We start from the raw sequence: 25,987 nt of genomic DNA, 5'->3' as shown, positions 1-25,987 counted from the left end.
TCGCGGTCAGGCAACCGCAGATTCGATATCGGGGGTTCGTAACATAGCCAGACTGAGCACTTTCTGCTCCGTGGCATCGCCATGCCGCAGTTCACCGGAGATGGCGCCTTCACGCATGACGATAATCCGATCGGCCAGTCCAAGCACTTCTGGTAAATCGCTGGAGGCAAATAGCACCGCGATCCCCTGATTCGCTAGTTCATAGATAACATGATAAATTTCGTGCTTCGCACCGACATCGATGCCGCGCGTGGGCTCATCGAGCAAAATGACTTTCATCTCTTCTGACAGCCAGCGGCCAAGAATGGCTTTCTGCTGGTTTCCGCCGGAAAGATTCATAATCAGTTGTTCAGCGGATGGCGTTTTGATATTCAACGCGCCAATGCGCTGCAAGGCGTTATCCACTTCCCACTGATTATTAATAATAAATCCAGCTTTCAGGCTCTTACGTCTTGCACTGATATTGATGTTGTCTCGCACCGAGTGTACCGGAATAATACCGTCCGCCTTGCGATCCTCAGGACAGAGCATCACACCTTGGCGAATAGCATCAATGGGGGAATTCACCACCAGCGGTTTCCCATCCAGCAGCACCTGACCGCTGGTGATTTTGGTCGCGCCAAACAGCCCTTTCATCAGTTCGCTGCGCCCTGCACCCACCAGACCAAATAGCCCGACAATTTCCCCCTGCTTCACGTTCAGGGAAATCGTAGATTTCACGCCCGGCGCTTTTACGTCTTTCAGCGTCAAACGTTCTTCGCCGTGCGGACGCGGCGCGTAGCCATAGATATCCCCCAAGTTACGCCCTACCATCGCCTGTACCAGCGATTCATGGTTCACCTGCTGCATATCGTCAAACGTGCGCACATAGCGGCCATCTTTAAACACGGTAATGGCATCGCTCAGTGCAAAAATTTCTTCCATCCGGTGTGAAACGTACAAAATGATCCGGCCTTCACTGCGCAATTCCGTAATTACGCGAAAGAGTTGCTCGATTTCACGGGCAGACAGCGAGCTGGTCGGTTCATCAAAAGCGATAATCTTGGCATTACGCGCCAATGCCTTGGCGATTTCCACCATTTGCCACTGCCCGATCGACAGGTATTTCAGCGGAGTATCAGGATCGATATCCAATCCCAGATGCTGTAATTGCAGTTTGGCTTCATAGCGCAACAGCGAATAATTCACCATGCCGTATTTATGCGGCAGTTGGCCCAGATAGATGTTCTCGGCGACCGTCATTTCCGGCACCAAATGCAGTTCCTGATAAATGATGGCAACACCCGCATTCAGGGCATCCATCGTATTACTAAACTGCACAGGCTTACCCTGAATGTGGATTTCGCCCGCTGACGGTGCATAGTTGCCGCTCAGGATTTTTAACAGCGTCGACTTGCCCGCCCCGTTTTCCCCCATCAATGCATGGATTTGGCCGGCATGGCAGGAAAAGCTGATATCCGAAAGCGCCTTAACACCGGGAAATTCTTTACCAATCCCATGAAACGACAAATAGGGTGACTGTGCTGTCATGTCTGTTTCCTCATAACGATGCAGGTAGAGCGCGGATAACCTCGACCAGCGTCATGCTGGCCGGCGTTATCCGCGTCTTTACGAAATCAGGCGTGATTACATCAGGCCTTTTTTCTCCAGTTCGACCTTAAAGTTGTCACGAGTGATCAGCACCACGTCGGTCACTTCGGTGAATTTCTCCGGTTCGACGCCTTTGGTGACCCAGTCATTCAGCATCTGGATACTCTTATAACCGTGAATATCCGGACTTGGCAGCAGTGAGCCAAAGAAGCCCGTTGCCTGACCTTTAGACAGTTCGCTCACCGCATCCACGCCGTTGATACCGATACCAATGACGTTAGCCGCTTTAAAGCCCTGTCCTTCCGTCGCACGAACGCCACCCAGTACGGTGTTGTCGTTCATACCGATAATCAGCCAGTTTTTCACGCCAGGATGCTGAACCAGCATGGAGTTAGCAGCGTCAAACGCACCGGGGATATCGTTGGATTTGGTCGGTACTCGATAGATCTGTTTTTCAGGGAAGCCAGCAACTTTCAGCGCATCCATGGAGCCAGAGGTACGGCGACGCGCGGTGTCCAGCTCATCAGCCGTAATCGCCATCACCGCCGTTTCATCCACTTTCCAGCCACGGTTGTTCATCTCTTTATACAGTTCCTGCCCCTGACGCTCGCCAATTTTGGTGGCTGCCATCATCACCAACGGCACCGTGTCCATCGGTTGGCCTTTGGCATTCACGAACTGGTCGTCAACCGCAATAACCTTAAGATTGTAGCTACGTGCTTTGGCAATAATGGCCGGCCCCAATTTCGGGTCTGGGGTACAGATAACAAACCCTTTCGCCCCACTGGCCGCCAGGCTATCAATCGCGTTCAGGGTTTTTTCCCCATCAGGCACCGCAATTTTTATCACATCAAAACCGAGATCTTTTCCTGCCTTATCAGCGAATTTCCATTCGGTCTGGAACCAGGGTTCTTCCGGCTGCTTAACCAAAAACCCCAGCTTTAAGTTCTCTGCCATAGCTGATTGTGACATAACGGCGGCTAACCCGATTGCTGCCAGCGCCTTAGTGAATTTATGCATGATGTTCTCCGGTGTAATTATCTTTTCATTCGCCAGCGACGCTGAAGCGAGTTCGAGTTCCTGGTAAGGGTATTTCCGGTCTGGATAAAGGAAAAACACAGGCTTAGCGCGATTCCTTTACTCAGTAGCATTCAGACGCTTTATGTTTTAGCCGTTATTACCGGTGAGAATATAGAGCGCTATCACAGTCCGGAACAATGACAGGTTTGTGCATACATTTAGCAAATTTAACCAATCATTAACCTTTGACCGGCTTCACAAAATGGCTGCTAGTGACAGAAAAATACATACTTCCAGCTAACCGCTCCTAACCGCCTCTCGTTATCCCTGCCTATCGTAAACACCAACGATCTGGGATTAATGAGGAGCAAAGCATGAGCGCGGGCGCTATTACGATTGGTCTCGACTTCGGCAGTGATTCGGTACGCGCCTTAGCCGTTGACTGCCAAAGCGGGAAAGAGCTGGAAACAGAAGTGGTCTACTACCCTCGCTGGCGTGAGGGTAAATATTGTCAGCCTGCCAACAACCAGTTCCGACACCACCCGCTGGACTATATCGAATCGCTGGAACAGGCGATTAAGGTGGTGGTTTCCCGTCTGACGAACGAACAACGGCAGAGCATCATCGGTATTGGCGTGGATTCAACCGGGTCAACGCCCGCGCCGATTGATGAACAAGGCCAGATACTGGCGCTGCGTCCCGAGTTTGCTAACAACCCCAATGCGATGTTCGTGCTGTGGAAAGATCACACGGCAATAGAAGAAGCGGATGCCATTAATGCATTGTGCCGCAGCGGTCAGTTCCCCGATTACACCCGCTATATCGGTGGCGTTTACTCATCCGAATGGTTCTGGGCCAAAATCCTGCATGTCTCGCGTGAAGATGCGGCAGTGCGTCAGGCGGCCGTTTCCTGGATAGAACTGTGCGACTGGGTACCCGCCCTGCTTTCCGGTACGCAAGCGCCTGCCGATATTCGTCGTGGCCGATGCAGCGCCGGACATAAATCACTCTGGCACCCGAGCTGGGGTGGACTACCGCCGAAAGATTTTCTACACGCGCTCGATCCCTGCCTGACCGAGACATTGCAGTACCCGCTGTTTACCGATACCTGGACCGCCGAACAGCCGGTCGGCACCATTACCGCCGAGTGGGCACAGCGGCTCGGTATTCCTGAAACCGTCATCCTTGCGGGTGGCGCGTTTGACTGCCACGTCGGCACCGTCGGCGCGGGCGCACAGCCTTATACGCTGGTCAAAGTAATTGGTACCTCCACCTGCGATATTCTGATCGCCGACGAAGAACGCATTGCCGACCGCACCATCGCTGGGATCTGTGGACAAGTCGATGGCAGCGTCGTCCCCGGCTATATCGGCCTCGAAGCTGGGCAGTCCGCCTTCGGCGATATGTACGCCTGGTTTGGTAGGCTGCTGGGCTGGTCGTTACAGGAAGCGGCAAAAGATCATCCTGAACTCAAAACGTCACTGCAGGCGATGGAAGCCAAGCTGCTGGAGCGACTCACCCATAACTGGGCGGAAAACCCCTCGCTGGATCACCTGCCTATCGTGCTGGACTGGTTTAACGGCCGCAGAACGCCGTTCGCCAACCAGCGCTTAAAAGGTGTGATTACCGATCTGAATCTGGGCACCGATGCCCCTACGCTATTTGGCGGTTTCATTGCCGCTACCGCCTTTGGCGCACGCGCGATTATGGAATGCTTTGAAGATCAGGGCGTTCCTGTCGAGAACGTGCTGGCACTGGGCGGCATCGCGCGGAAATCTCCCGTCATCATGCAGGTGTGTACCGACGTAATGAATCGTCCCTTGCAGATCGTCGCGTCCGATCAGTGCTGTGCGCTCGGCGCGGCGATCTTTGCCGCCGTCGCCGCTGGCGTTCACGGCGATATCCCAACCGCACAACAGCATATGGCCAGCGGCATAGAGCGCACCTTAATGCCAGACAGCCAGCGCGTCGCACGTTATCAGCAGCTTTATGAACGCTATCAGCAGTGGTGCCACCTCGCGGAACCGGCTTATAGCCCAACGTCTACGGCAAAAAACTAATTTTATCCCTCGGGGGATCACGTACAGGAGTCATCATGGATCATTTTAAGCAGCTTGAAGTCTGGTTCGTCATCGGTAGCCAGCATCTCTATGGGCCGGAAACGTTACGTCAGGTAAAAGAGAACGCGGAAAACGTCGTCGCGGGTTTAAATCAACAGGCCAATCTGCCGGTTAAGTTGGTGCTGAAGCCGCTGGTGAAAACACCGGATGAAATTCTGGCACTGTGTCGTGATGCCAACTATCAGGATAACTGCATCGGCCTGCTAACCTGGCTGCATACCTTCTCTCCGGCAAAAATGTGGATTGGCGGCCTGAGCGTGCTCAGCAAACCGCTGCTGCAATTCCATACCCAGTTCAATGCCGAAGTGCCGTGGGATACCATGGACATGGATTTCATGAATCTGAATCAGACGGCACACGGCGGGCGTGAATTTGGCTTCATCGGTGCCCGGATGCGGCAGGCGCATCAGGTGGTGGTTGGTCACTGGCAGGATAAGAATGCCCATGCCCGCATCGGTAAATGGATGCGAGTTGCAGCCGCGCTTCAGGAAAGCAAACAGTTGAAGGTCGCGCGCTTTGGCGACAACATGCGTGAAGTCGCCGTCACCGAAGGCGATAAAGTCGGCGCACAGATTCAGTTCGGTTACTCCGTCAGCGCCTGGGGGCTGGGCGATTTAACCGCCGTTGTCGATGCCGTCTCCAAAGGCGATATTGATGCGCTGGTCGAAGAATACGAAGCCAGCTATCAGTTGACAGACGCCGTGAAACTCAGCGGGGCTAACCGCCAAAACCTACTGGATGCTGCCCAGATCGAACTCGGGATGAAACGCTTTCTGGAACAAGGCGGCTATCACGCGTTCACCACCGATTTTGAAAACCTGTACGGCTTGAAACAACTACCGGGTCTGGCAGTACAACGCCTGATGCAGCAAGGATACGGTTTCGGCGGTGAAGGCGACTGGAAAACCGCCGCGCTGCTGCGCATCATGAAAGTGATGGCCAGCGGTTTGTCGGGCGGTACATCCTTCATGGAGGACTACACCTATAACTTCCAGAATGGTAACGATCTGGTCGTTGGTTCCCACATGCTGGAAGTGTGCCCGACGATTGCGAAAGAGCAGAAGCCGATTCTGGATGCGCAGCACCTTGGCATTGGTGGAAAAGCCGACCCCGCCCGTTTGATTTTCTCCACGCCAGCCGGACCGTCTCTCAACGCCAGCGTGATCGACATGGGCGACCGTTTCAGAATGTTGGTTAATCTGGTCGATACCATCGAGCAGCCACGTCCATTGCCAAAATTGCCGGTTGCTCGCGCCATCTGGAAAGCGCAACCGTCGCTGGAAGTGGCGGCCGAAGCTTGGATCCTGGCGGGTGGTGCGCATCATACCGTCTTTAGTCAGGCGTTGGATCTCGACCACATGCGGCTCTACGCAGAGATGCAAAACATTGAACTGCTGGTGATCGACAACGAAACCCGACTCCACGAGTTCAAAGATGCGCTACGCTGGAACGAGGTGTATTACAAACTTTGTAGCCGTTAATTTCACGCATCGGAGCAGATTGTCTATGGATCTTTCATCCGTACACAATCTGCTCCTTTATAGGCATTAATCGTTCCGACGCTCCGATAGGCCATTCCCCGTAGCCTTAAAAGCCGCCTTATTTTTCTGTCAATCCGTTATTTTTTATTTCCACTCGTTTGTTATTGAAAAATAAGCGTACTTTTTACATCACCCTCTGGACAGACTTTCTTGCTTGAATATACTTAGTCATCTCAACCACATAACTATTAGACCAATTCACCATGACCGTTCATGACTATTTGCTCAAATTCAGAAAAGTCAGCTCAACAGAAAGTCTGGAAAAACTCTTTGATCACCTCAATTACTCTCTGACAGATAGTCAGGAAATCATCAACATGTATCGTGCTGCCGATCACCGCCGGGCTGAATTAGCCTCCGGCGGGCGCTTATTCGATGTCGGCTGCGTGCCAAAATCCGTCTGGCGTTATGTGCTGTAGCGATAAATTGTTATCTGCGAAAAAAAGAATAATTATGCAATAATTTCCTTCCGGGCTATGGCTCAGAACGCACCACATGTTGCTGTTTGATAGCCCGGCATTTCTCTTATTCAGAGAACCTGACCTTCCGCTCCTTGAAGAGGACGGCGATAACCCTACTTTGGGTATGTTGTCGAAACCCCAACAATACCTGATAATAGTCCGGTTTTGTTTTGTAGGCACCGTAATGACCGAATACGCATTGCTCTTTGTTAGCATCCTTCTGGTAAATAATTTCGTCTTAGTGAAGTTTCTTGGGCTGTGCCCTTTTATGGGCGTGTCCAAAAAGCTGGAGACGGCGATTGGCATGGGCATGGCGACCACGTTTGTGATGACGCTAGGCTCCATGTTTTCCTGGCTGGTCAACGAATTTATCCTCGTTCCGCTCGATATTCTCTATTTACGCACCATGGCTTTTATTCTGGTGCTCGCCGTGGTGGTGCAGTTCTCCGAGATGTTCGTGCGCAAAGTCAGCCCTGAGCTATATCGTCTGCTGGGGATTTTCCTGCCGCTGATCACTACCAACTGTGCCGTGCTTGGCGTTGTCTTGCTCAACATCAACCTGTCACACGGTTTCCTGCAATCAACGATTTATGGTTTCGGCGGTGCTGCGGGCTTCTCACTGGTGATGGTGCTCTTCGCCGCCATCCGCGAGCGCCTCGCCGTGTCGGACATTCCCGCACCGTTCCGAGGCTCTTCTATCGCGCTGATCACCGCGGGCCTGATGTCGCTGGCATTTATGGGCTTTACCGGATTGGTGAAATTCTGATGACCGCTATCTGGATCGCTATTGCGGCATTAAGCGCACTCGCGCTGGCATTCGGTTTGGTGCTTGGCTACGCCTCACGTCGTTTTGAAGTTGAAAACGATCCGATCGTGGAAGAAGTGGAAGCGATGCTGCCACAAAGTCAGTGCGGCCAGTGCGGCTATCCCGGCTGTCGCCCTTACGCCGAAGCGGTCGCGCTGAATGGCGAAAGTATTAATAAATGCGGCCCCGGCGGCGAAGCGATGATGCTGAAGCTGGCTGAAAAGCTCAACATTGACCCGCAGCCGTTGGAAGGCGATGCTGAGATCCAAGCTCCCGCGCGTCATGTTGCCTGGATCGATGAGAGCAACTGCATCGGTTGTACCAAGTGTATTCAGGCGTGCCCGGTTGATGCCATCATCGGCAGTACCAAAGCGGTACACACCGTCGTCAGCGATTTATGCACCGGTTGCGATCTCTGCGTTTCCCCTTGCCCTACGGACTGTATCGAATTACGTCCCATCGCTCCGACTCCCGCTAACTGGAAATGGGATCTCGATACGATTCCAGTACGCGTTATTCAAGTAGAACGACATGCTTAAGCTGTTTTCCGCCTTTAGAAAAGACAGGATCTGGGATTTCGACGGAGGTATTCATCCGCCAGAAATGAAGACGCAGTCCAGCCAGACGCCACTGCGCCAGATTCCGTTACCAGAACAGTTCATTATTCCGCTCAAGCAGCATCTCGGGCCGGAAGGCGAAATCTGTGTCAGTGTCGGTGAGAAGGTGCTGCGCGGCCAGCCGCTGACGCGGGGAAAAGGCCGTACACTGCCCGTCCATGCACCGACATCGGGAACGGTGAACGCGATCCGCCAGCACACCACGGCGCATCCTTCTGGCCTGACCGAACTCAGTATCATTATCGTGCCGGATGGCGAAGATCGCTGGTGCGAGCGCCAGACCTATGCGGATTACCGTGCGCAGAGTGCCGATACCCTGCTTGCCCACCTGCATCAGGCGGGCATTGCGGGTTTGGGTGGTGCAGGCTTCCCGACCGCCGCCAAATTACAAGGCGGGATGCGCGGGATTGAAACCCTGATTATCAACGGCGCAGAATGTGAACCCTACATCACCGCCGACGATCGACTCATGCAGGAATGTGCCGAGGAGATTATTCAGGGCGTCGAGATCCTGTCGTTCCTGTTGCAGCCGAAACGTATTCTGATCGGAATCGAAGATAACAAGCCGGAAGCCATCAGCGCCCTGCGTCTAGCCTTGGGCAAACGCAGTGACATGCAGTTGCGTGTCATCCCCACTAAGTATCCATCAGGTGGTGCCAAGCAGCTCACCAAAATTTTGACCGGCAAAGAAGTCCCATTCGGTAAACACTCCGCCACAATTGGCGTGTTAATGCAAAACGTCGGCACGGCGTTCGCCATAAAACGCGCGGTGATCGACGGCGAGCCGCTCACCGAGCGTGTGGTAACGCTGACCGGTGAAGCCTTGCGTCAGCCTGGTAATGTGTGGGCACGATTGGGGACACCGGTACGCCACCTGCTCAAACAGGGTGGTTTCCATGTGAATAAGCAGCCGATGGTGGTAATGGGTGGCCCGCTGATGGGCTTTACGCTGCCGTCGCTGGATGTCCCTATCGTCAAAATCAGCAACTGCCTGCTCGCGCCATCACATTCGGAAATGGAGCCTGTTGCCGAAGAACAATCTTGTATTCGCTGTAGCAAATGTGCCGATGCCTGCCCGGCAGGTCTCTTGCCGCAGCAGTTGTACTGGTTCAGCCGCGGGCAGGAACACGAAAAAGCCCGCAATCATCATCTGTTCGACTGTATCGAATGTGGTGCTTGTGCTTACGTCTGCCCCAGCAATATCCCGCTGGTGCAGTACTATCGTCAGGAAAAGGCCGAAATTCGGGCCATCGACGAAGACGCACAGCGTGCCGCGCAGGCCAAGGTCCGTTTTGATGCCAAACAAGCGCGTCTGCAACGGGAAAAGGCCGCGCGCGAACTGCGTCACAAACAGGCTGCCGCTGGTGTCTCCACCAGTGACAAAGATGCCGTTCAGGCCGCGCTGGAACGTGTACGCCGTAAACAAACCGCAGAAGCCGAAATCGGTTCCCCTATCACGGTAACCCCTGATACACAGCCGGATAACAGCGCAGCCATCGCCGCACGTGCCGCACGTAAAGCATTAGTACGTGAAGAACGGGCGCGCGAGACACAGGCGCAACAGGAAACACCAGCGGTAGAGGCAACACCTGACGAGCTTGATCCACGTAAAGCCGCCGTTGCCGCTGCTCTTGCGCGGGTTAAAGCCCGCAAAGAAGCACAGCAGTCCGAGCTAAATACGACAGAGCGGGTATCATCAGCCGTTCCCGATGCAGCAGCGGAACCGATCGCCGTCGTTGAAACACAAGAGCCGGAAGATCCCCGTAAGGCCGCAGTGGCCGCCGCCATCGCTCGCGTTAAAGCTCGTAAAGCCGCGCAGCAGCCTGTGACAAACGCAGAAGAACCTGTTTCAGAGTCTGTCCCTGACGCCATTGCAAAGCCGATCGTTACGGAACCGAGCGCGGTCGTTGAAGTGCAAGAGTCAGAAGATCCACGTAAGGCTGCCGTTGCTGCTGCCATCGCTCGTGTTAAAGCCCGTAAAGCTGCGCAGCAACCTGCGACAAGCGCTGAAGAACCTGTTTCAGAGCCTGTCCCTGACGTCGTTGCAAAGCCGATCGTTACGGAACCGAGCGCGGTCGTTGAAACACAAGAGCCGGAAGATCCCCGTAAGGCTGCCGTTGCCGCCGCCATCGCTCGCGTTAAAGCCCGTAAAGCCGCGCAGGCATCGTCATATCAAGAGGAATAAATGGCTTTTAGAATTGCGAGTTCACCGTTCACACATAACCAGCAGCGCACACAGCGCATCATGCTGTTGGTTATTCTGGCCTGCCTGCCGGGCATGCTGGCGCAGGTCTATTTCTTTGGTTACGGCAACCTGATTCAGGTTGGGCTGGCGTCAGCCACCGCGCTTGTTGCTGAAGGCGTGACGTTGTCACTAAGAAAATTTGCAGTACGCACTACACTGGCTGACAATTCCGCATTATTGACTGCCGTGCTGCTCGGTATCAGCCTACCGCCGCTTGCCCCATGGTGGATGGTGGTAATGGCAACCGTCTTTGCCATCATCATTGCCAAACAATTGTATGGTGGCCTGGGGCAAAACCCCTTTAACCCGGCGATGATTGGCTATGTGGTGTTGCTGATCTCTTTCCCGGTCCAGATGACGAGCTGGCTACCACCCGCGCCGTTGCAAACCATCCCGCTTAGTTTCCATGATGCACTCGTCATCATTTTTACCGGACACACGCCTGACGGGTATACCATGCAACAACTGATGCATAACGTTGATGGCGTGAGCCAGGCCACCCCGCTGGATACGTTTAAAACCAGTCTACGCTCAGGTCAAACGCCACAGGACATTCTGCAACAGCCACTGTTTGCCCAATGGCTGTCTGGTATTGGCTGGCAGTGGGTGAATATCGGTTTTCTCATCGGCGGGCTGTTCTTGCTGATACGTGGCTCCATCCGCTGGCATATTCCGGTCAGTTTTCTACTATCGTTGATGTTCTGTGCCTCACTAAGCTGGCTCATCGCGCCGGAGAAATTTGCACCACCAATGCTACATCTGTTATCCGGTGCTACCATGCTCGGCGCATTTTTCATCGCCACCGATCCCGTTACGGCATCAACGACAAATCGTGGCCGTCTGATTTTCGGGGCGTTGATTGGATTACTGGTGTGGCTGATTCGCACCTACGGCGGCTACCCAGACGGGATAGCCTTTGCCGTTCTGCTGGCAAACATCACCGTGCCGCTGATCGACTATTACACCAAGCCACGCGCTTACGGCCACCATCGCTGAGGAGACGCCCATGATGACGACAATGCGCCGCCACGCGACAACACTGGCCCTGTTTGCTGCTGGTACTACCGCATTAACTGCGGTGGTGAACATGTTAACGGAACCAACAATCTCCCATCAGGCAATGTTGCAGCAAAAGATGTTGTTGGATCAGGTAGTACCTGCCGAGTTATACAATAGTGACATTCAAAAAGAGTGTTACGTTGTCACTAATTCAGCATTAGGATCATCAGCCCCACACCGCGTGTTCATCGCCCGTCAGAACGGTGAACCGGTCGCCGCCGCGCTGGAAAGTACCGCACCGGATGGCTATTCTGGTGCTATTCAACTGCTGGTTGGTGCCGATTTTCATGGCAAGGTACTCGGCGTCCGCGTAACCGAGCACCATGAAACGCCAGGGCTAGGTGATAAAATCGAGGTGCGAATATCTGACTGGGTCACACGCTTTAATGGGCTAATGGTGCAAGGCGAGCATGACGCCCGCTGGGCGGTGAAGAAGGAAGGCGGTATGTTTGATCAATTTACCGGCGCCACCATCACACCACGAGCTGTCATTAACAGCGTAAAACGCAGTGCGCTTTACCTACAAACGTTGCCGTCACAAATCGATACGCTGTCCGCCTGTGGAGAGAACCAATGAGTCAAACTAAAGCACTTTTCATTGACGGGCTATGGAAGAACAACTCGGCACTGGTTCAATTGCTGGGCCTGTGTCCTCTGCTAGCAGTGTCATCTACGGCAACTAACGCGCTGGGATTAGGGCTGGCCACCACGCTGGTTCTTACTTGTACCAACATGGCCGTCTCCGCGCTGCGCCGCTGGGTGCCAGCAGAAATCCGCATTCCAATTTACGTCATGATTATTGCCTCGGTGGTCAGTACCGTGCAGATGCTGATCAATGCCTATGCCTACGGTTTATATCAATCGCTGGGGATTTTTATTCCGCTGATCGTGACGAACTGCATTGTTATCGGACGTGCAGAAGCCTTCGCTTCCAAGAATGCCGTCCTCCCTTCTGCCATTGACGGTTTGGCTATGGGCTTGGGAGCGACCAGCGCACTGGTCGTTCTCGGTTCTTTACGTGAAATTCTGGGTAACGGCACTCTATTCGACGGCGCAGATTTACTGCTAGGTAGCTGGGCTAAAGTTCTCCGCATTGAGGTTGTGCACCTCGATTCCCCTTTCCTGCTGGCAATGCTGCCGCCGGGCGCTTTTATCGGTCTGGGGCTGTTGCTTGCCGCGAAATATTTGATCGATGAGAAAATGAAACAACGCCGAGCGCGTGCCGCTGCTGCCGCAGGTAAAATTGCACCAGCAACCAGTGTCGTAGGGGAATCTCTGTGAACAAGGTCAAACGGGTTGAGATCTTAACGCGTTTACGCGACAACAATCCCCATCCAACGACTGAGTTAAATTTCAGCACGCCATTTGAACTGCTCATCGCCGTACTGCTTTCGGCACAGGCAACCGACGTCAGCGTCAACAAGGCAACCGCAAAACTCTATCCTGTCGCCAACACGCCCGAAGCCCTGCTAGAACTCGGCGTAGACGGCGTTAAGAGCTATATCAAGACGATCGGCCTGTTTAACAGCAAAGCGGAAAATGTCATCAAGACCTGTCGCCTATTGCTGGAAAAACATCAGGGACAGGTTCCTGAAGATCGCGCTGCGTTGGAAGCCCTACCCGGCGTAGGACGAAAAACGGCAAACGTTGTTTTGAATACGGCATTTGGCTGGCCGACCATTGCTGTTGATACTCACATCTTTCGCGTTAGTAACCGTACAGGATTCGCGCCGGGTAAAAATGTTGAACAGGTAGAGGAAAAACTGCTGAAAGTCGTTCCGGCAGAATTTAAAGTCGACTGTCACCACTGGTTAATCTTGCATGGCCGTTACACCTGCATCGCCCGCAAACCACGCTGTGGCTCCTGCCTGATTGAAGATTTATGTGAATTTGGCGAAAAGATCGACGCCTAATCTGTTGTGGTCTGATGAGGTCGTTATCATCAGGCCTTCCTCTTGGTTACCCCACGTGCTATCTCACCTTTAACTCTCTCACTACCAGCGTAAGCCACATGTGCTCTGCTTCTCATCACTCAGGCAACGACGCCTTCGCTGGCGAATCCCCGATCAAAAAGCCTGTATAAAAACACACATAACCACTATTTAAGGCTAATAAGTTATTTTTAATAGAAAATTTAGTGATATGAAGTAACTATGGGTGATTATATCAATATCGTCCTTATTGTGTGCCGTTGATGAATTTTTACACTCACTACATATTTAGTAATATGCAAAAGATTAAACCTAATATTCACTCATAGTTAATGGTATTGTCTTGATTTTAAGTAAAAGGCAGATTATACCCCTTTAATAAAAAACGATCGTATTAAATCAAGATAATCAGTTGAAGCAAAAGCAAGTTATGAAATTAAACTCTGCATAACATTTAATTCTTGGTTTTATCACGCTACAAAACCCACTTGTAACAAAATATGTAAAACAGCTTGTCTGTCCGTAAAATAACGTCAATATAACGCCGTATTTCCTCCCTATAACTCATCAAAAGAGGTTGCAGTCCCACTGTTTCACTCTTGTTATTTTCTCGTTAAAAAAAACGAGATATGTAAAATCAGAGGTTTTTGTGTCAACAGCAAACAACAACAGCGAATCAACCGAAAGCGTCAGCATGAACGCCTTCAAACAGCCAAGAGCGTTTTATCTCATCTTTAGCATCGAGCTGTGGGAGCGTTTTGGTTACTACGGTCTGCAGGGCATTATGGCGGTTTATCTGGTCAAAATGCTGGGCATGTCCGAAACCGACTCCATCACCCTATTTTCCTCATTCAGCGCGTTGGTATACGGTTTCGTCGCCATTGGCGGCTGGTTGGGTGACAAAGTCCTCGGCACTAAACGTGTCATCGTGCTGGGTGCTATCGTGTTGGCATTCGGCTACGCCATGATTTCCTACTCGGGCCATAGCGTGACGTGGGTCTATATCGGTATGGCGACCATTGCCGTCGGTAACGGGTTGTTTAAGGCTAACCCGTCATCCCTGCTGTCTACCTGCTACGCGAAAGACGATCCGCGTCTGGATGGCGCCTTCACCATGTACTACATGGCGGTGAACATCGGTTCCTTCTTTTCTATGCTGGCTACACCAGTACTCGCCGCAAACTATGGCTGGAGCGTAGCATTCTCTCTGAGCGTAGTCGGGATGATCCTGACGCTGGTTAACTTCATGTTCTGCCGGAAGTGGGTCAGCACACAAGGCTCTCAACCAGATTTCCAGCCGATCAACTTGCAGAAGCTCGGCGTCACGCTCGTGGGTATCGTTGCACTGGTCGCACTCTCCACTTGGCTGTTACACAACCAGAGCGTCGCGCGTTGGATACTGACGCTTATTTCAATCGCCGTTGTCACCATCTTCATCAAAGAGATGCTGGTGGTGAAAGGTGCAGAACGCCGGAAGATGATCGTAGCGCTTCTGCTGATGCTGGAAGCCGTGGTCTTCTTTGTGCTGTACAACCAGATGCCAACATCGCTGAACTTCTTTGCTATCCGCAACGTTGAGCACTCAATTTTAGGCTTTGCCTTTGAGCCAGAGCAGTATCAGGCGCTCAACCCATTCTGGATCATGGTTGCCAGCCCGATTCTGGCTGCGGTTTACAACAAAATGGGCGACCAACTGCCTATGGCGTACAAATTTGCGATTGGTATGGTGCTGTGCTCCGGCGCGTTTCTAGTGCTGCCGTGGGGCGCTAGCATGGCAAACGAACAAGGTATCGTGTCCGTCAATTGGCTGATCCTCTGCTATGGCCTGCAAAGTATCGGGGAGTTAATGATTTCCGGGCTGGGTCTGGCGATGGTCGCTCAATTGGTCCCACAGCGTCTGATGGGTTTCATCATGGGTGCCTGGTTCCTGACATCAGCCGGTGCCGCGATTATCGCAGGCTACGTCGCCAATATGATGGCCGTGCCTGAGAACGTCGTAGACCCGCACACATCTCTTGAGATTTATAGCAATGTCTTCATGCAGATTGGCATCGTTACGGGCATCATAGCCGTTCTGATGCTGTTGACTGCACCGAAGCTAACGCGTATGACCCAGGATGTCGCCGACGTTCCTGTAGATACCGCTGCTAGCGCAGAGTCGGTCTGATAGCCTATCTAAACACCTCTCTCAAATAATTGAGCGAGGTGTTATTGGTAATGAGTCAGATGATAAAAAGCCAGACACTGTCTGGCTTTTTTACGTTAGTACGTCTGACAATGCTTACTTCACTGGCAATGTAACGTCTTTAAACATCGCTTCAATTTCATCATTTGAACGCAGTGCCACGGCAGAATCGACAACATCACGCGTTAAATGCGGAGCAAAACGCTGGATGAAATCGTACATGTAACTCCGCAGGAACGTGCTGCGCCGGAAACCAATTTTCGTCGTGCTATAGCTGAAGATGCTGTTCGCGTTGATGGTCACCAGATCGGTTTCCGTCTGCGGATCAACCGCCATGTTGGCAATCACCCCCACGCCCAGCCCTAAACGCACGTAGGTCTTAATCACATCAGCATCTGTTGCGGTAAAAACGATACGCGGCGTGAGACCCGCTCGGTTAAACGCGGTATCCAGCTCAGAACGCCCCGTAAAGCCAAAGGTATAGGTAACGATGGGATAAGCAGCCAGCTCTTCAATAGTGATGTCTGTTTTGGATGCCAGCGGATGATCCGGTTTTACGACTACTGCGCGATTCCAGTGGTAACACGGCAGCATGATCAGATCGTCGTACAAATGCAGGGCTTCAGTTGCAATAGCAAAATCCGCAGACCCTTTCGCAACAGCCTCGGCAATCTGCGTCGGCGAGCCCTGATGCATATGCAGCGATACGCGAGGATAGCGATCGATGAAACCTTTGATGACGCTAGGCAGCGCGTAGCGAGCCTGCGTATGGGTCGTTGCGACGTACAGTGACCCTTTATCGGGATAGGTATGCTCTCCGGCAACCGCTTTGATGGCATCGACTTTCGACAACACTTCGCGTGCAATGCGGATGACTTCCTGTCCAGCGGGGGTCACCTGTGTCAGGTGTTTTCCACTACGGGCAAAAATTTGAATGCCCAACTCATCCTCCAGCATGCGGACCTGTTTACTGATCCCCGGCTGGGAGGTGTACAACCCTTCTGCGGTAGAAGACACATTCAGGTTGTGATTAACAACTTCAACAATATAACGAAGCTGTTGTAGTTTCATAATTTATCCCATTCCCAATTGAAGTGTGCGTGTAGCATCTCACGACGTTCTAACGACGTTCCGTTTTATTGACCTTGATTACGCCTTAATCATCTGGCGTATATTTCCATCAATTAATGTCATTTAATCATAAAAATTATTTTTATATAACCATTTTTGCATGACTGCAGTGATAAAGAACGCAGCGCGTGCGATTATCACCGAGGTAAACCGCATGATTCTCTATCACGGATCAACAATCCTTATGCTACCGCAAGACTATCCTCATACGATTGTTTTATCAGGATATTTTTTACGATAAAAAAAACCAGCCTCACGGCTGGCTCGATTTAGCTATTTTTAACGCACAAACACAGCAGTGCCTAAGGTGACAGAAAGAGGTTACTTCTTCCCTTCAACCCATTTTCCGTCAATATAAAACGCTGACCAGCCTGTTGCCTTGCCTTCCTTTTCCGACGAGACATATTGCTGTTTGGTTTTACGACTGAAACGCACCTGCGTTTTATTACCGTCTTTATCGACCACCGGAGCATCAGCCAAATAACGCAGTTTCTCTGGCAAACGATCTTTGAATCGATCCAATTCTTCTACCAGCGGAGCCCGTGTTTCGCGAGATTTCGGGAATGTATTGGCCGCAAGGAATACCCCCGCAGCGCCGTCACGTAACACGAAATACGCATCGGACTTCTCGCAGCTCAGTTCAGGCAACGGCACCGGATCTTCTTTCGGTGGTGCAACATCGCCATTACGCAGGATCTTACGCGTGTTGCTGCACGTTTCGCCGGTACAGGCCATGTATTTACCAAAACGCCCCATTTTGAGGTGCATTTCGGAGCCACATTTTTCGCACTCAACAATCGGCCCATCATAGCCCTTGATGCGGAACTCGCCAGCTTCGATCTCATATCCGTCGCAGGCTGGGTTATTCCCGCAAACGTGAAGTTTACGCTGGTTATCAATCAGATAGCTGTCCATCGCCGTACCACATTTTTCACAGCGGCGGCGAGCACGCAGCGCGTTAGTTTCGGCGTCATCACCTTCTAACACATTCAGCACTTCGGCTTCCGGGATCAAGTTGATCGTGGTTTTACAGCGCTCTTTCGGCGACAGTGCATAGCCGGAACAGCCCAGAAACACCCCGGTACTGGCAGTACGAATACCCATTTGACGAGAGCAGGTCGGGCAGTCAATGCTGGTCAACACCATTGCATTGGGACGCATGCCGCCTTCTTCAGGATCCTGTTCTGCCTTTTCCAACTGCTGGCTAAATTCGGTGAAAAATTCATCCAGTACGGCTTTCCATTCCGCCTGATTGTTAGCAACCTGATCGAGACGGCTTTCCATCCGCGCGGTGAAATCGTAATTCATCAATTCACGGAAGTTTTCTTCCAGCCGATCGGTAACGATTTCACCCATTTTTTCAGCATAGAAACGGCGGTTTTCCGCCCGTACATAGCCGCGATCCTGAATGGTTGAAATAATTGAAGCGTAGGTAGAAGGACGACCAATACCGCGTTTTTCCAGCTCTTTAACCAGAGAGGCATCGCTGTAGCGTGCCGGTGGTTTGGTAAAGTGTTGCCCTGGCAGCAGTTTCTGTAATGACAGCGCCTCACCCACCTCCACAGTCGGCAACGTGCGATCTTCATCATTTTTACGCAGCGCTGGCATAACCTTCGTCCAGCCATCGAAACGCAGCGTGCGGCCTTTGGCGCGCAGTTGATAATCTGCGGCTTCCACGATTAACGTGGTGGAATCGTATTGCGCTGGCGTCATTTGACAGGCGACGAACTGACGCCAGATCAACTGATACAGTTTCTGCGCATCGGCTTCCATATCTTTCAGGCTGTCAGCCAGCACGCCAACATCGGAAGGTCGAATGGCTTCGTGCGCTTCCTGTGAATTTTCTTTACTGCTGTAGGCGGTTGCCGTCTCCGGCAGATAGCGCTTGCCGAATTCTTCGCCGATATAGCCACGCACCATCGTCAACGCATCCTGACTGAGGTTCGTGGAATCGGTACGCATGTAGGTGATGTAGCCCGCTTCGTACAGACGCTGCGCCATCATCATGGTCTTTTTCACACCAAAGCCAAGACGCGTACTGGCAGCCTGTTGCAGCGTTGATGTGATGAACGGCGCACCCGGTTTGCTGCTGGTCGGCTTATCTTCGCGATCAGCAACAACATAGCGTGCGTTTTCGAGCAGACTGACCGCCGCATGCGTTTGATCTTTGTTAACGGGTTTAAACGGTTTGCCGTTGTGGTGCGTTACCTGCATTTGCAGTTGAATATCACTGCCTGCCAGCAAGTCGGCATGCAGTTCCCAATATTCTTCCGGCACAAACGCCTTGATTTCACGCTCGCGATCGACAATCAGCCGTACCGCGACCGACTGCACGCGCCCAGCGGACAAACCACGGGCAATTTTTTTCCACAACAGCGGGGAAACCATGTAACCCACCACGCGATCCATAAATCGGCGCGCCTGCTGTGCATTAACCCGGTCAATATTCAGCGTGTCTGGTTTTTCGAACGCCTGTGTAATGGCATTTTTCGTGATTTCGTTAAACACCACGCGGCTGAAACGCCGATCGTCACCACCAATGATTTCCCGCAGGTGCCAGGCAATGGCTTCCCCTTCGCGGTCAAGGTCGGTTGCGAGATAGATATGGTCGGCATTTTCCGCCAGCGTTTTTAGTTCGGAGACAACCTTCTCCTTACCCGGCAGTATTTCGTAGTTGGCTTTCCAACCATGATAAGGATCGACGCCCATACGATTAACGAGCGCAGATTTTTCATCCTTTTTGACTTTCTTTTTCGTTTTATCTTTAGTCGTTGAGTCCGCGCTCTTTTTACTGGCTGAGCCACTTGTCGGCAAATCGCGCACATGACCGACGCTGGATTTCACCACGTAGTCATTGCCTAAATACTTATTGATCGTTTTGGCTTTTGCCGGGGACTCGACGATAACGAGAGCTTTACCCATATGTACTATTACCTGCTGAATTCTTCTGAAAATCAGATATTTTTCGGGGCATTCAGAGCGGATTCTACTGACTGCGCAAAATCCCACACTCTACCTGATAAATACTGCCACGCAACCTAATTAGCATGGAGACACTGTTTTATCCGCTTCCTGCCAAACTGAATATCGGCAGGTAAGCCTCTAAAATGTAGCCCATTTGCCTCATAATCTGCTCTTTACGCTAAAACCGTATCGCAGTACCCTCTCTCTCGATACAGTTTTGGAACAAACGTTATTGATATCGTGTAATTCCCCCCTTTTTCAAGGGGCGCACAGGAGTAACAATCATGTCACCTGAATATCAGGTTAACGAAGAAAAACGTCCGATTAGCCGCCAGAGCTTATTAGTTGAAGCCAATGACATCATTAAACATCACGATGATTATTTGCATGGCATGGTCGCTGATAGCGTAGAACAAAAAAATGGCGTATTGGTTTTCCGCGGTGAGTTTTTTCTCGATGCAAACGGAATTCCGACCTTAAAAAGTACCGCGGTATTTAACATGTTCAAACACCTTGCGCATGTTTTATCCGAAAAATATTATTTGGTCGATTAATGCAAATGCCCGCGAACGGCGGGCATTTCCCCGTCATACTTCAAGCTGCATGTACGTTGGCTTTCCTGCAACTCGAATTATTTAGGGGGGATTGATAGGTTTAACTACAGCAGGGGCTTCGCACCACGCTGCCACCAGCGTAGCATCAGACGTTCTACGGTATCACCTGCGCTCCCCGTCAGGCGATCCAGCAGACGTTTACGACGCGTATAGCGCACGCTTAATACTTCATGATTCGCCATTTCAGCAATGAGCAGGTCGTCACTGGTGCCGATAGCATCGATCAATCCCAAATCTTTCGCCTGCGTGCCAAACCAGTGCTCGCCGGTTGCAACTGAATCAATATCCAGCGATGGACGCATTTGCTGCACAAAGTCTTTAAACAGCGTGTGCGTCACGTTCAGATCTTCGCGGAATTTTTCACGGCCTTGTTCGGTATTCTCACCAAACAGCGTCAACGTGCGTTTAAATTCACCCGCGGTATGCAGTTCAACATCAATATCTTTGTTTTTCAGCAAACGGTGGAAATTGGGAATTTGCGCCACGACGCCAATAGATCCCACAATAGCAAAGGGAGCCGCGACGATACGATCGGCCACGCAGGCCATCATGTATCCCCCACTGGCCGCGACTTTATCTACGGAGACGGTCAACCGCACACCACCTTGGCGCAGGCGCTGTAACTGCGACGCTGCCAGTCCATAACCGTGCACCACACCGCCAGGGCTTTCCAGACGCAGCAATACTTCATCTTTCGGTTTCGCCACGGCGAGCACGGCAGAGATCTCTTCACGCAGCGAACTGACTTCGCCTGCATCCATACTGCCATTGAAATCGAGAACATATAGGCACGGCTTTACACTTTTCTCTTCGCCACGCTTGGCACGCTGTTTATCTTGCTTCGCGGTTTCTTTTTCTTTCTTTTTTTCTTGTTTAGATAACAACTTGCGTTCAGTGTCGCTCATACAGGCTGTCTGCATTTCACGCTGAATTTCTTGATATTGCTCACCCAGATTCGTGACCTGTAACTCACCTTTATGCTGGCGTTTACGTTGTGTCATCCCGAATGCCAGAACGACCAACGCACCAATAGCCACCACGATGGTGAACACCTTAGCCAGGAATAAACCGTACAGAGAAAGTAATTCCACAAACACCGTCCTCATTGACTGAGCATTAATTAATATTGGCCTACCAGCCAACTATAGCGCTGACGTCACGCGCCATTCCCTTCCTATAACCTAACTGATGGCACACAATATGGCGATGTTATTCCTGCGGTTTCTCTATCTATTGCCGCTTTTTACAACAGCACAGGGACAAATAGAGCCAGTCTCATTGAAAACGTACAGTATTTGAGGCATAACACCCCCATTCATCCTGCCCGGATACGCCTTCACCTGACGTTCCGAACCGCACGCGCCGATATGCTATGGCAGGTCTACTATCTAGAAGCGTGGTTATTTCGCGCCGCGGCATGAGGAATTCATTGTGCATTACCAGCCTAAAATCGATTTACTGCAAAACCGCATCATTCTGGTCACTGGTGCCGGAGATGGCATTGGCCGGGAAGCGGCAATGACCTATGCCCGCTACGGCGCTCACGTCATCTTATTGGGGCGGACAGAAAGTAAACTTCAGGCGGTTAAACAGCAGATCGAACAGGAGCAGAGTACGACAGCACACGTTGTTGTCTGCGATATGTTGGCCTTATCCTCTGCACAGTGCTTTCAGTTGGCGGATGAACTGGCACAGGTTGTACCGCATCTGGATGGCGTACTCCACAACGCAGGATTGCTTGGGGAAGTTGCCCCTGTTGTACAGCAAACGCCAGAGATCTGGCATCAAGTTATGCAGGTCAATGTCAACGCGACCTTTATGTTGACGCAGGCGCTGCTCCCCCTGCTATTGAAATCGCCCTGCGCTTCTCTGGTTTTCACCAGTTCCAGCGTCGGTCGCGAAGGTCGTGCCAACTGGGGAGCCTATTCCGTATCCAAGTTCGCCACAGAAGGTTTGATGCAGGTGCTGGCCGAAGAATATCGCTCACAAAATCTGCGAGTGAACTGTATTAATCCCGGTGGTACGCGGACGGGAATGCGTGCAGCCGCTTTCCCTAACGAAGACCCAATGAAACTGAAAACGCCGACAGATATCATGCCGCTGTATCTCTACCTGATGGGTGACGACAGCCGTCGCAAGACGGGGATGAGTTTCGATGCACAACCGGGTAGAAAGGCCGGTCCAGCCGAATAAGAGAGAAGAGCACAAATATGAGCGATGAACGTCACCAGCAACGCCAACAGCGCCTGAAAGAGAAAGTCGATGCCCGCATCGCCGCTGCGAATAAAACGCGCGGTATCCTGATCGTCTTCACTGGTAATGGAAAAGGGAAAACGACGGCAGCATTTGGTACCGTCACGCGGGCTATAGGCCACGGACTGCGAGCTGGCGTGATTCAGTTTATTAAAGGTGAATGGCCAAACGGTGAAAAAAATCTGCTGCAACAGCATGGCGTGGAATTTCAGGTGATGGCGACCGGTTTTACCTGGGATACGCAAAATCGCCAGACGGATACCGCAGCAGCGCAGAACGTCTGGCAGGCAGGTAAACGGATGTTGGCCGATCCGCAACTTGATCTCGTCGTATTAGATGAACTGACGTATATGATTAGCTACGATTATTTAGATTTAAGTGACGTTGTCACTACTTTAAAACAGCGTCCTGCTGGACAGACCGTCATTATTACTGGGCGGGGCTGCCACCGTGATTTACTGGAAATGGCCGATACCGTGACGGAAATGCGCCCGGTAAAACATGCGTTTGATAACGGGATTCAGGCACAGCAAGGAATTGACTGGTAAACCCGCCATTGGCGATCAACGAAGACACTACATGGCATAGAGTGGGATTATTGGTAGTTATATCGTGATAAGATCGAGATACACGGGCGACCACGGGGCGAGGCATCCCTCGCGGGAACCCCATCCCCGTGTTTCCCTAATATTTTACTTTCTTCAACCGCCGATTGCAGGCAGCGAAGGCTGCCCGTGAAGCGTATGGCGAAAAAATTAGCCGTTACGTTTCGGCTTTGGAGATGTGCGACGTGCAGGAGCACTGTTGATCTGGCTGTGACGTTTTACCGCACGGCGGATCTGGTTCGCTTTCACCCGACGGCGCTCGCGCTCAACCGGCAGCTTCGATACGGTTTCCGCCGGAAGTTGTACTAACTCACGCAGATAGTTCAGTTGTTCCAGCGGCATTTCTGCCCAGCCGCCGCGTGGAATGCCTTTTGGCAAAGTAATGTCGCCGTAGCGCACGCGGATCAGGCGGCTAACCTGCACGCCAACCGCTTCCCACAGACGACGAACTTCACGGTTACGCCCTTCTGTCAGCGTGACGTTATACCACTGGTTCAGACCTTCACCGCCCTGATAGCGGATAGTGCGGAATGCGGCAGGACCGTCTTCCAACTGTACGCCTTTACTCAGTTGTTTGATCTTTTCGTCGTCAACCTCACCGAAGACCCGCACGGCATATTCGCGCTCAACCTCACGGCTAGGGTGCATCAGGCGATTGGCCAATTCACCGTCAGTCGTAAATAGCAGCAGACCGGAGGTGTTCACATCCAGACGCCCTACCGCAACCCAACGGGAGCCCTGAATCTTCGGCAGACGGTCAAACACCGTTGGACGCCCATCAGGATCGTTGCGGGTACACAACTCGCCTTCTGGTTTGTAATACACCAGAACGCGACACACAGTTTCTTCGGTTTCCTTAACGGTAACCACATGACCATCAATACGGATTTTGGTGGCTTTCGTCACTTCAACACGATCGCCCAGAGTGGCAACTTTACCGTCAACGCTGACGCGTCCAGCCTGAATGATACCTTCAATTTCGCGGCGTGAGCCATGTCCGGCGCGCGCCAGAACTTTTTGTAACTTTTCGCTCATTGAGCAACCTCTAGTGTCGCCTTCCCAGGCGTCGGGGGGAGTCATAACTGCCTATAAAATTCAGCAGGTTACGTAAAAATCATGTCTAATATTCAATGCTGGCGCGATTATACCGATCTTCACGCCATTTGTATTCTCATTGTTACCGCCGTCGCCGCGCTTATAAGAATGGCGTAACATCCCCAGTGCCTTCACGAACAATGCGCGGCACGGATTCGGTCAAGTCGATAACCGTCGTCGGCTGTTGACCTAAGGAGCCGCCGTGGATGATCAAATCCACTAATTTTCCCAATTCTTCCTGAATTTCCTCTGGATCGGATTCGGCAAAATCATTTCCCGGCAGCATCAGCGTTGTCGACATCAACGGTTCGTTCAGCGCGGCCAGCAGATCCAGTGCAATAGGGTTAGACGGCACGCGTAGGCCGATAGTTTTGCGTTTTTCATTCATTAAGCGACGGGGCACTTCTTTTGTCGCTTTCAGAATAAAGGTGTAATTACCCGGCGTATTATTTTTAATCAACCGGAAGGCCGAGTTATCAACATGGGCATACGTCGATAGTTCGGACAGATCGCGACACATCAGCGTGAAGTTATGATCGCTACCCAGATCGCGAATCCGGCAGATGCGTTCCAACGCGTTTTTTTCGCCCAACATACAGCCCAGCGCATAACCGGAATCCGTTGGATAAACAATCACCCCGCCTTTATGCAAAAACTCCACCGATTGGCTGATTAATCGTGGTTGCGGATTCTGCGGATGAATATAGAAAAACTGACTCATGACCCTACCTCGTGCGTCTGATATATCGCGGCGTTGCTCATCCCACACCGCGTCATAATGCAATAGGGTTATTATAGAACGTGTCGGTGGTAAAAGATTGTTATTTCATGAGATAGCGATGCCATTACGCGGTAATATCCAGCTAATTTGCCAATAATGGGTGATGCCAAACTGGCTCGACATCGGCGGGTAACCACAGCTTACGGCCCAGCTCAATCCAGGCACAAGGCAGGTGGAAATCCGATCCTTGCGACGCCATCAGGTTGAAATCACGCGCATAACGACCCAGTTGCGTCCGTTCATCCGGCGCCTGCTGGCATTGTGCCACTTCCATTGCGATCCCACCGCTTTCTGCAAACATGGCTAACAGGCGCTTTAGCCATTTGGCCGTCAGATCGTAACGCCCCGGATGTGCTAACACCGACACACCACCAGATTGATGGATCGCCTCGATCGCTTGTGGGATGGTGCACCACTGCGGCGGCACGTAGCCGATTTTGCCTTTCGCCAGATATTTTTTGAACACTTGATTCATGTTCGTCGCGATGCCCAATTCGATCAGATAACGCGCAAAATGCGCCCGTGTAATCTGCCCCCCCGTCGCCAGACGCCGTGCACCAGTCAGCGCATCGGGAATGCGGGATTTTTCCAGCCGAGCGGCGATCTGTTCCGCCCGACTCTGCCGGTTATCCGCCTGCTGTTGCAGCAACCCACGTAACGCAGGATGTGCAATATCCATCCCCAATCCGACAATATGGATCTCATGATTTTCCCACAGCGTGGAGATCTCTACGCCGGGAATTAACCTTAGTGGCAGCTCCTGCTGTGCAATCGCAGTCTGTGCCTCTTCAAACCCAGCCGTCGTGTCGTGGTCGGTAATGGCCAGCACGCTCACCCGCATATCTACCGCCCGGCTGACCAGCGCTGTCGGCGTTAAAAGGCCATCAGACGCCGTAGTATGGCTATGCAAATCATAAAGTGGAAATGACGATATCGGTTGAGAATCTTCTGGCACAAGCCTACCCATTAA

The 25,987-nt window shown here is 51.9% G+C and carries 22 protein-coding genes; 14 read left to right on the top strand and 8 right to left on the bottom strand.

From position 1 onward, the window contains the following. Positions 1 to 6: 6 nt before the first annotated feature. Positions 7 to 1,530: an L-arabinose ABC transporter ATP-binding protein AraG gene (araG, locus tag A7983_RS19010; protein ID WP_005968629.1), complete on the bottom strand. Its 1,524-nt coding sequence runs from the start codon at positions 1,528 to 1,530 to the stop codon at positions 7 to 9. Between the two features lie 96 nt (positions 1,531 to 1,626). Further along, a complete protein-coding gene (locus A7983_RS19005) occupies positions 1,627 to 2,610 on the bottom strand; it encodes an arabinose ABC transporter substrate-binding protein (protein ID WP_005968631.1) in 984 nt (327 codons plus the stop codon). Between the two features lie 374 nt (positions 2,611 to 2,984). Here A7983_RS19005 and A7983_RS19000 point away from each other — a divergent pair, with 374 nt between their 5' ends. The 11 genes from A7983_RS19000 to dtpA all read left to right on the top strand — a co-directional run bounded on the left by A7983_RS19000 (position 2,985) and on the right by dtpA (position 15,556). Next, positions 2,985 to 4,670: a ribulokinase gene (locus A7983_RS19000; RefSeq protein WP_005968633.1), complete on the top strand. Its 1,686-nt coding sequence runs from the start codon at positions 2,985 to 2,987 to the stop codon at positions 4,668 to 4,670. Between the two features lie 35 nt (positions 4,671 to 4,705). Next, a complete protein-coding gene (gene araA / locus A7983_RS18995) occupies positions 4,706 to 6,211 on the top strand; it encodes an L-arabinose isomerase (protein WP_005968634.1) in 1,506 nt (501 codons plus the stop codon). Positions 6,212 to 6,474: 263 nt separating this feature from the next. Continuing rightward, on the top strand, positions 6,475 to 6,690 hold the full coding sequence (gene ydgT / locus A7983_RS18990; RefSeq protein ID WP_005968635.1) for a transcription modulator YdgT: 216 nt from the start codon (positions 6,475 to 6,477) through the stop codon (positions 6,688 to 6,690). A gap of 226 nt (positions 6,691 to 6,916) precedes the next feature. Further along, positions 6,917 to 7,498: an electron transport complex subunit RsxA gene (gene rsxA, locus A7983_RS18985; protein ID WP_005968636.1), complete on the top strand. Its 582-nt coding sequence runs from the start codon at positions 6,917 to 6,919 to the stop codon at positions 7,496 to 7,498. Continuing rightward, a complete protein-coding gene (gene rsxB / locus A7983_RS18980) occupies positions 7,498 to 8,076 on the top strand; it encodes an electron transport complex subunit RsxB (protein WP_005968637.1) in 579 nt (192 codons plus the stop codon). Before rsxA ends, rsxB begins: the two co-directional genes overlap by 1 nt. After that, the gene (gene rsxC / locus A7983_RS18975) at positions 8,069 to 10,339 is read left to right on the top strand and encodes an electron transport complex subunit RsxC (RefSeq protein WP_005968639.1); all 2,271 of its coding nucleotides are present in this window, start codon (positions 8,069 to 8,071) and stop codon (positions 10,337 to 10,339) included. The genes rsxB and rsxC overlap by 8 nt, the downstream gene beginning before the upstream one ends. Then, entirely contained in the window at positions 10,340 to 11,395 is a 1,056-nt protein-coding gene (rsxD, locus tag A7983_RS18970; protein WP_005968640.1) for an electron transport complex subunit RsxD, read from the top strand. A gap of 10 nt (positions 11,396 to 11,405) precedes the next feature. Further along, positions 11,406 to 12,035, top strand: coding sequence for an electron transport complex subunit RsxG (rsxG, locus tag A7983_RS18965; protein ID WP_005968641.1), 630 nt, complete (start codon positions 11,406 to 11,408; stop codon positions 12,033 to 12,035). Next, the gene (locus tag A7983_RS18960) at positions 12,032 to 12,739 is read left to right on the top strand and encodes an electron transport complex subunit E (protein ID WP_005968643.1); all 708 of its coding nucleotides are present in this window, start codon (positions 12,032 to 12,034) and stop codon (positions 12,737 to 12,739) included. The genes rsxG and A7983_RS18960 overlap by 4 nt, the downstream gene beginning before the upstream one ends. After that, the gene (gene nth / locus A7983_RS18955; protein ID WP_005968645.1) at positions 12,736 to 13,371 is read left to right on the top strand and encodes an endonuclease III; all 636 of its coding nucleotides are present in this window, start codon (positions 12,736 to 12,738) and stop codon (positions 13,369 to 13,371) included. Before A7983_RS18960 ends, nth begins: the two co-directional genes overlap by 4 nt. Before the next feature lie 667 nt (positions 13,372 to 14,038). Continuing rightward, positions 14,039 to 15,556, top strand: a complete 1,518-nt coding sequence (gene dtpA / locus A7983_RS18950) for a dipeptide/tripeptide permease DtpA (RefSeq protein ID WP_005968647.1) — start codon at positions 14,039 to 14,041, stop codon at positions 15,554 to 15,556. 114 nt (positions 15,557 to 15,670) lie between these two features. Here the strand turns inward: dtpA and cysB are convergent, their stop codons facing one another. Together cysB and topA are read right to left on the bottom strand one after the other, a co-directional pair. Continuing rightward, on the bottom strand, positions 15,671 to 16,645 hold the full coding sequence (gene cysB / locus A7983_RS18945) for an HTH-type transcriptional regulator CysB (protein ID WP_005968651.1): 975 nt from the start codon (positions 16,643 to 16,645) through the stop codon (positions 15,671 to 15,673). 381 nt (positions 16,646 to 17,026) lie between these two features. After that, positions 17,027 to 19,627, bottom strand: coding sequence for a type I DNA topoisomerase (gene topA, locus A7983_RS18940; RefSeq protein WP_005968653.1), 2,601 nt, complete (start codon positions 19,625 to 19,627; stop codon positions 17,027 to 17,029). A gap of 326 nt (positions 19,628 to 19,953) precedes the next feature. Between topA and A7983_RS18935 the strand changes: the two genes are divergently transcribed. Further along, positions 19,954 to 20,223 carry a YciN family protein gene (locus A7983_RS18935; protein ID WP_005968655.1) on the top strand — a complete coding sequence of 90 codons (270 nt, stop codon included), beginning with the start codon at positions 19,954 to 19,956 and terminating at the stop codon, positions 20,221 to 20,223. A 104-nt stretch (positions 20,224 to 20,327) separates the two neighbouring features. Here A7983_RS18935 and sohB read toward each other — a convergent pair whose 3' ends face one another. After that, the gene (sohB, locus tag A7983_RS18930) at positions 20,328 to 21,374 is read right to left on the bottom strand and encodes a protease SohB (RefSeq protein ID WP_005968657.1); all 1,047 of its coding nucleotides are present in this window, start codon (positions 21,372 to 21,374) and stop codon (positions 20,328 to 20,330) included. Positions 21,375 to 21,714: 340 nt separating this feature from the next. Between sohB and A7983_RS18925 the strand changes: the two genes are divergently transcribed. Together A7983_RS18925 and cobO are read left to right on the top strand one after the other, a co-directional pair. Next, positions 21,715 to 22,476, top strand: a complete 762-nt coding sequence (locus A7983_RS18925; protein WP_005968659.1) for a YciK family oxidoreductase — start codon at positions 21,715 to 21,717, stop codon at positions 22,474 to 22,476. A 17-nt stretch (positions 22,477 to 22,493) separates the two neighbouring features. Beyond that, positions 22,494 to 23,084, top strand: a complete 591-nt coding sequence (cobO, locus tag A7983_RS18920; protein ID WP_005968662.1) for a cob(I)yrinic acid a,c-diamide adenosyltransferase — start codon at positions 22,494 to 22,496, stop codon at positions 23,082 to 23,084. Between the two features lie 207 nt (positions 23,085 to 23,291). Here the strand turns inward: cobO and rluB are convergent, their stop codons facing one another. The 3 genes from rluB to rnm form a co-directional block, all read right to left on the bottom strand. Beyond that, positions 23,292 to 24,176 carry a 23S rRNA pseudouridine(2605) synthase RluB gene (gene rluB / locus A7983_RS18915; protein ID WP_005968664.1) on the bottom strand — a complete coding sequence of 295 codons (885 nt, stop codon included), beginning with the start codon at positions 24,174 to 24,176 and terminating at the stop codon, positions 23,292 to 23,294. Positions 24,177 to 24,336: 160 nt separating this feature from the next. Further along, complete coding sequence (locus tag A7983_RS18910) at positions 24,337 to 24,957, bottom strand: L-threonylcarbamoyladenylate synthase (protein WP_005968666.1); 621 nt, start codon at positions 24,955 to 24,957, stop codon at positions 24,337 to 24,339. Between the two features lie 142 nt (positions 24,958 to 25,099). Further along, complete coding sequence (gene rnm / locus A7983_RS18905) at positions 25,100 to 25,984, bottom strand: RNase RNM (RefSeq protein WP_005968668.1); 885 nt, start codon at positions 25,982 to 25,984, stop codon at positions 25,100 to 25,102. Between the last annotated feature and the right edge of the window lie 3 nt (positions 25,985 to 25,987).

The sequence above is a fragment of the Pectobacterium wasabiae CFBP 3304 genome (assembly GCF_001742185.1).
GTDB lineage: Bacteria > Pseudomonadota > Gammaproteobacteria > Enterobacterales > Enterobacteriaceae > Pectobacterium > Pectobacterium wasabiae.
This window is presented reverse-complemented; position numbering and strand designations above follow the sequence as displayed.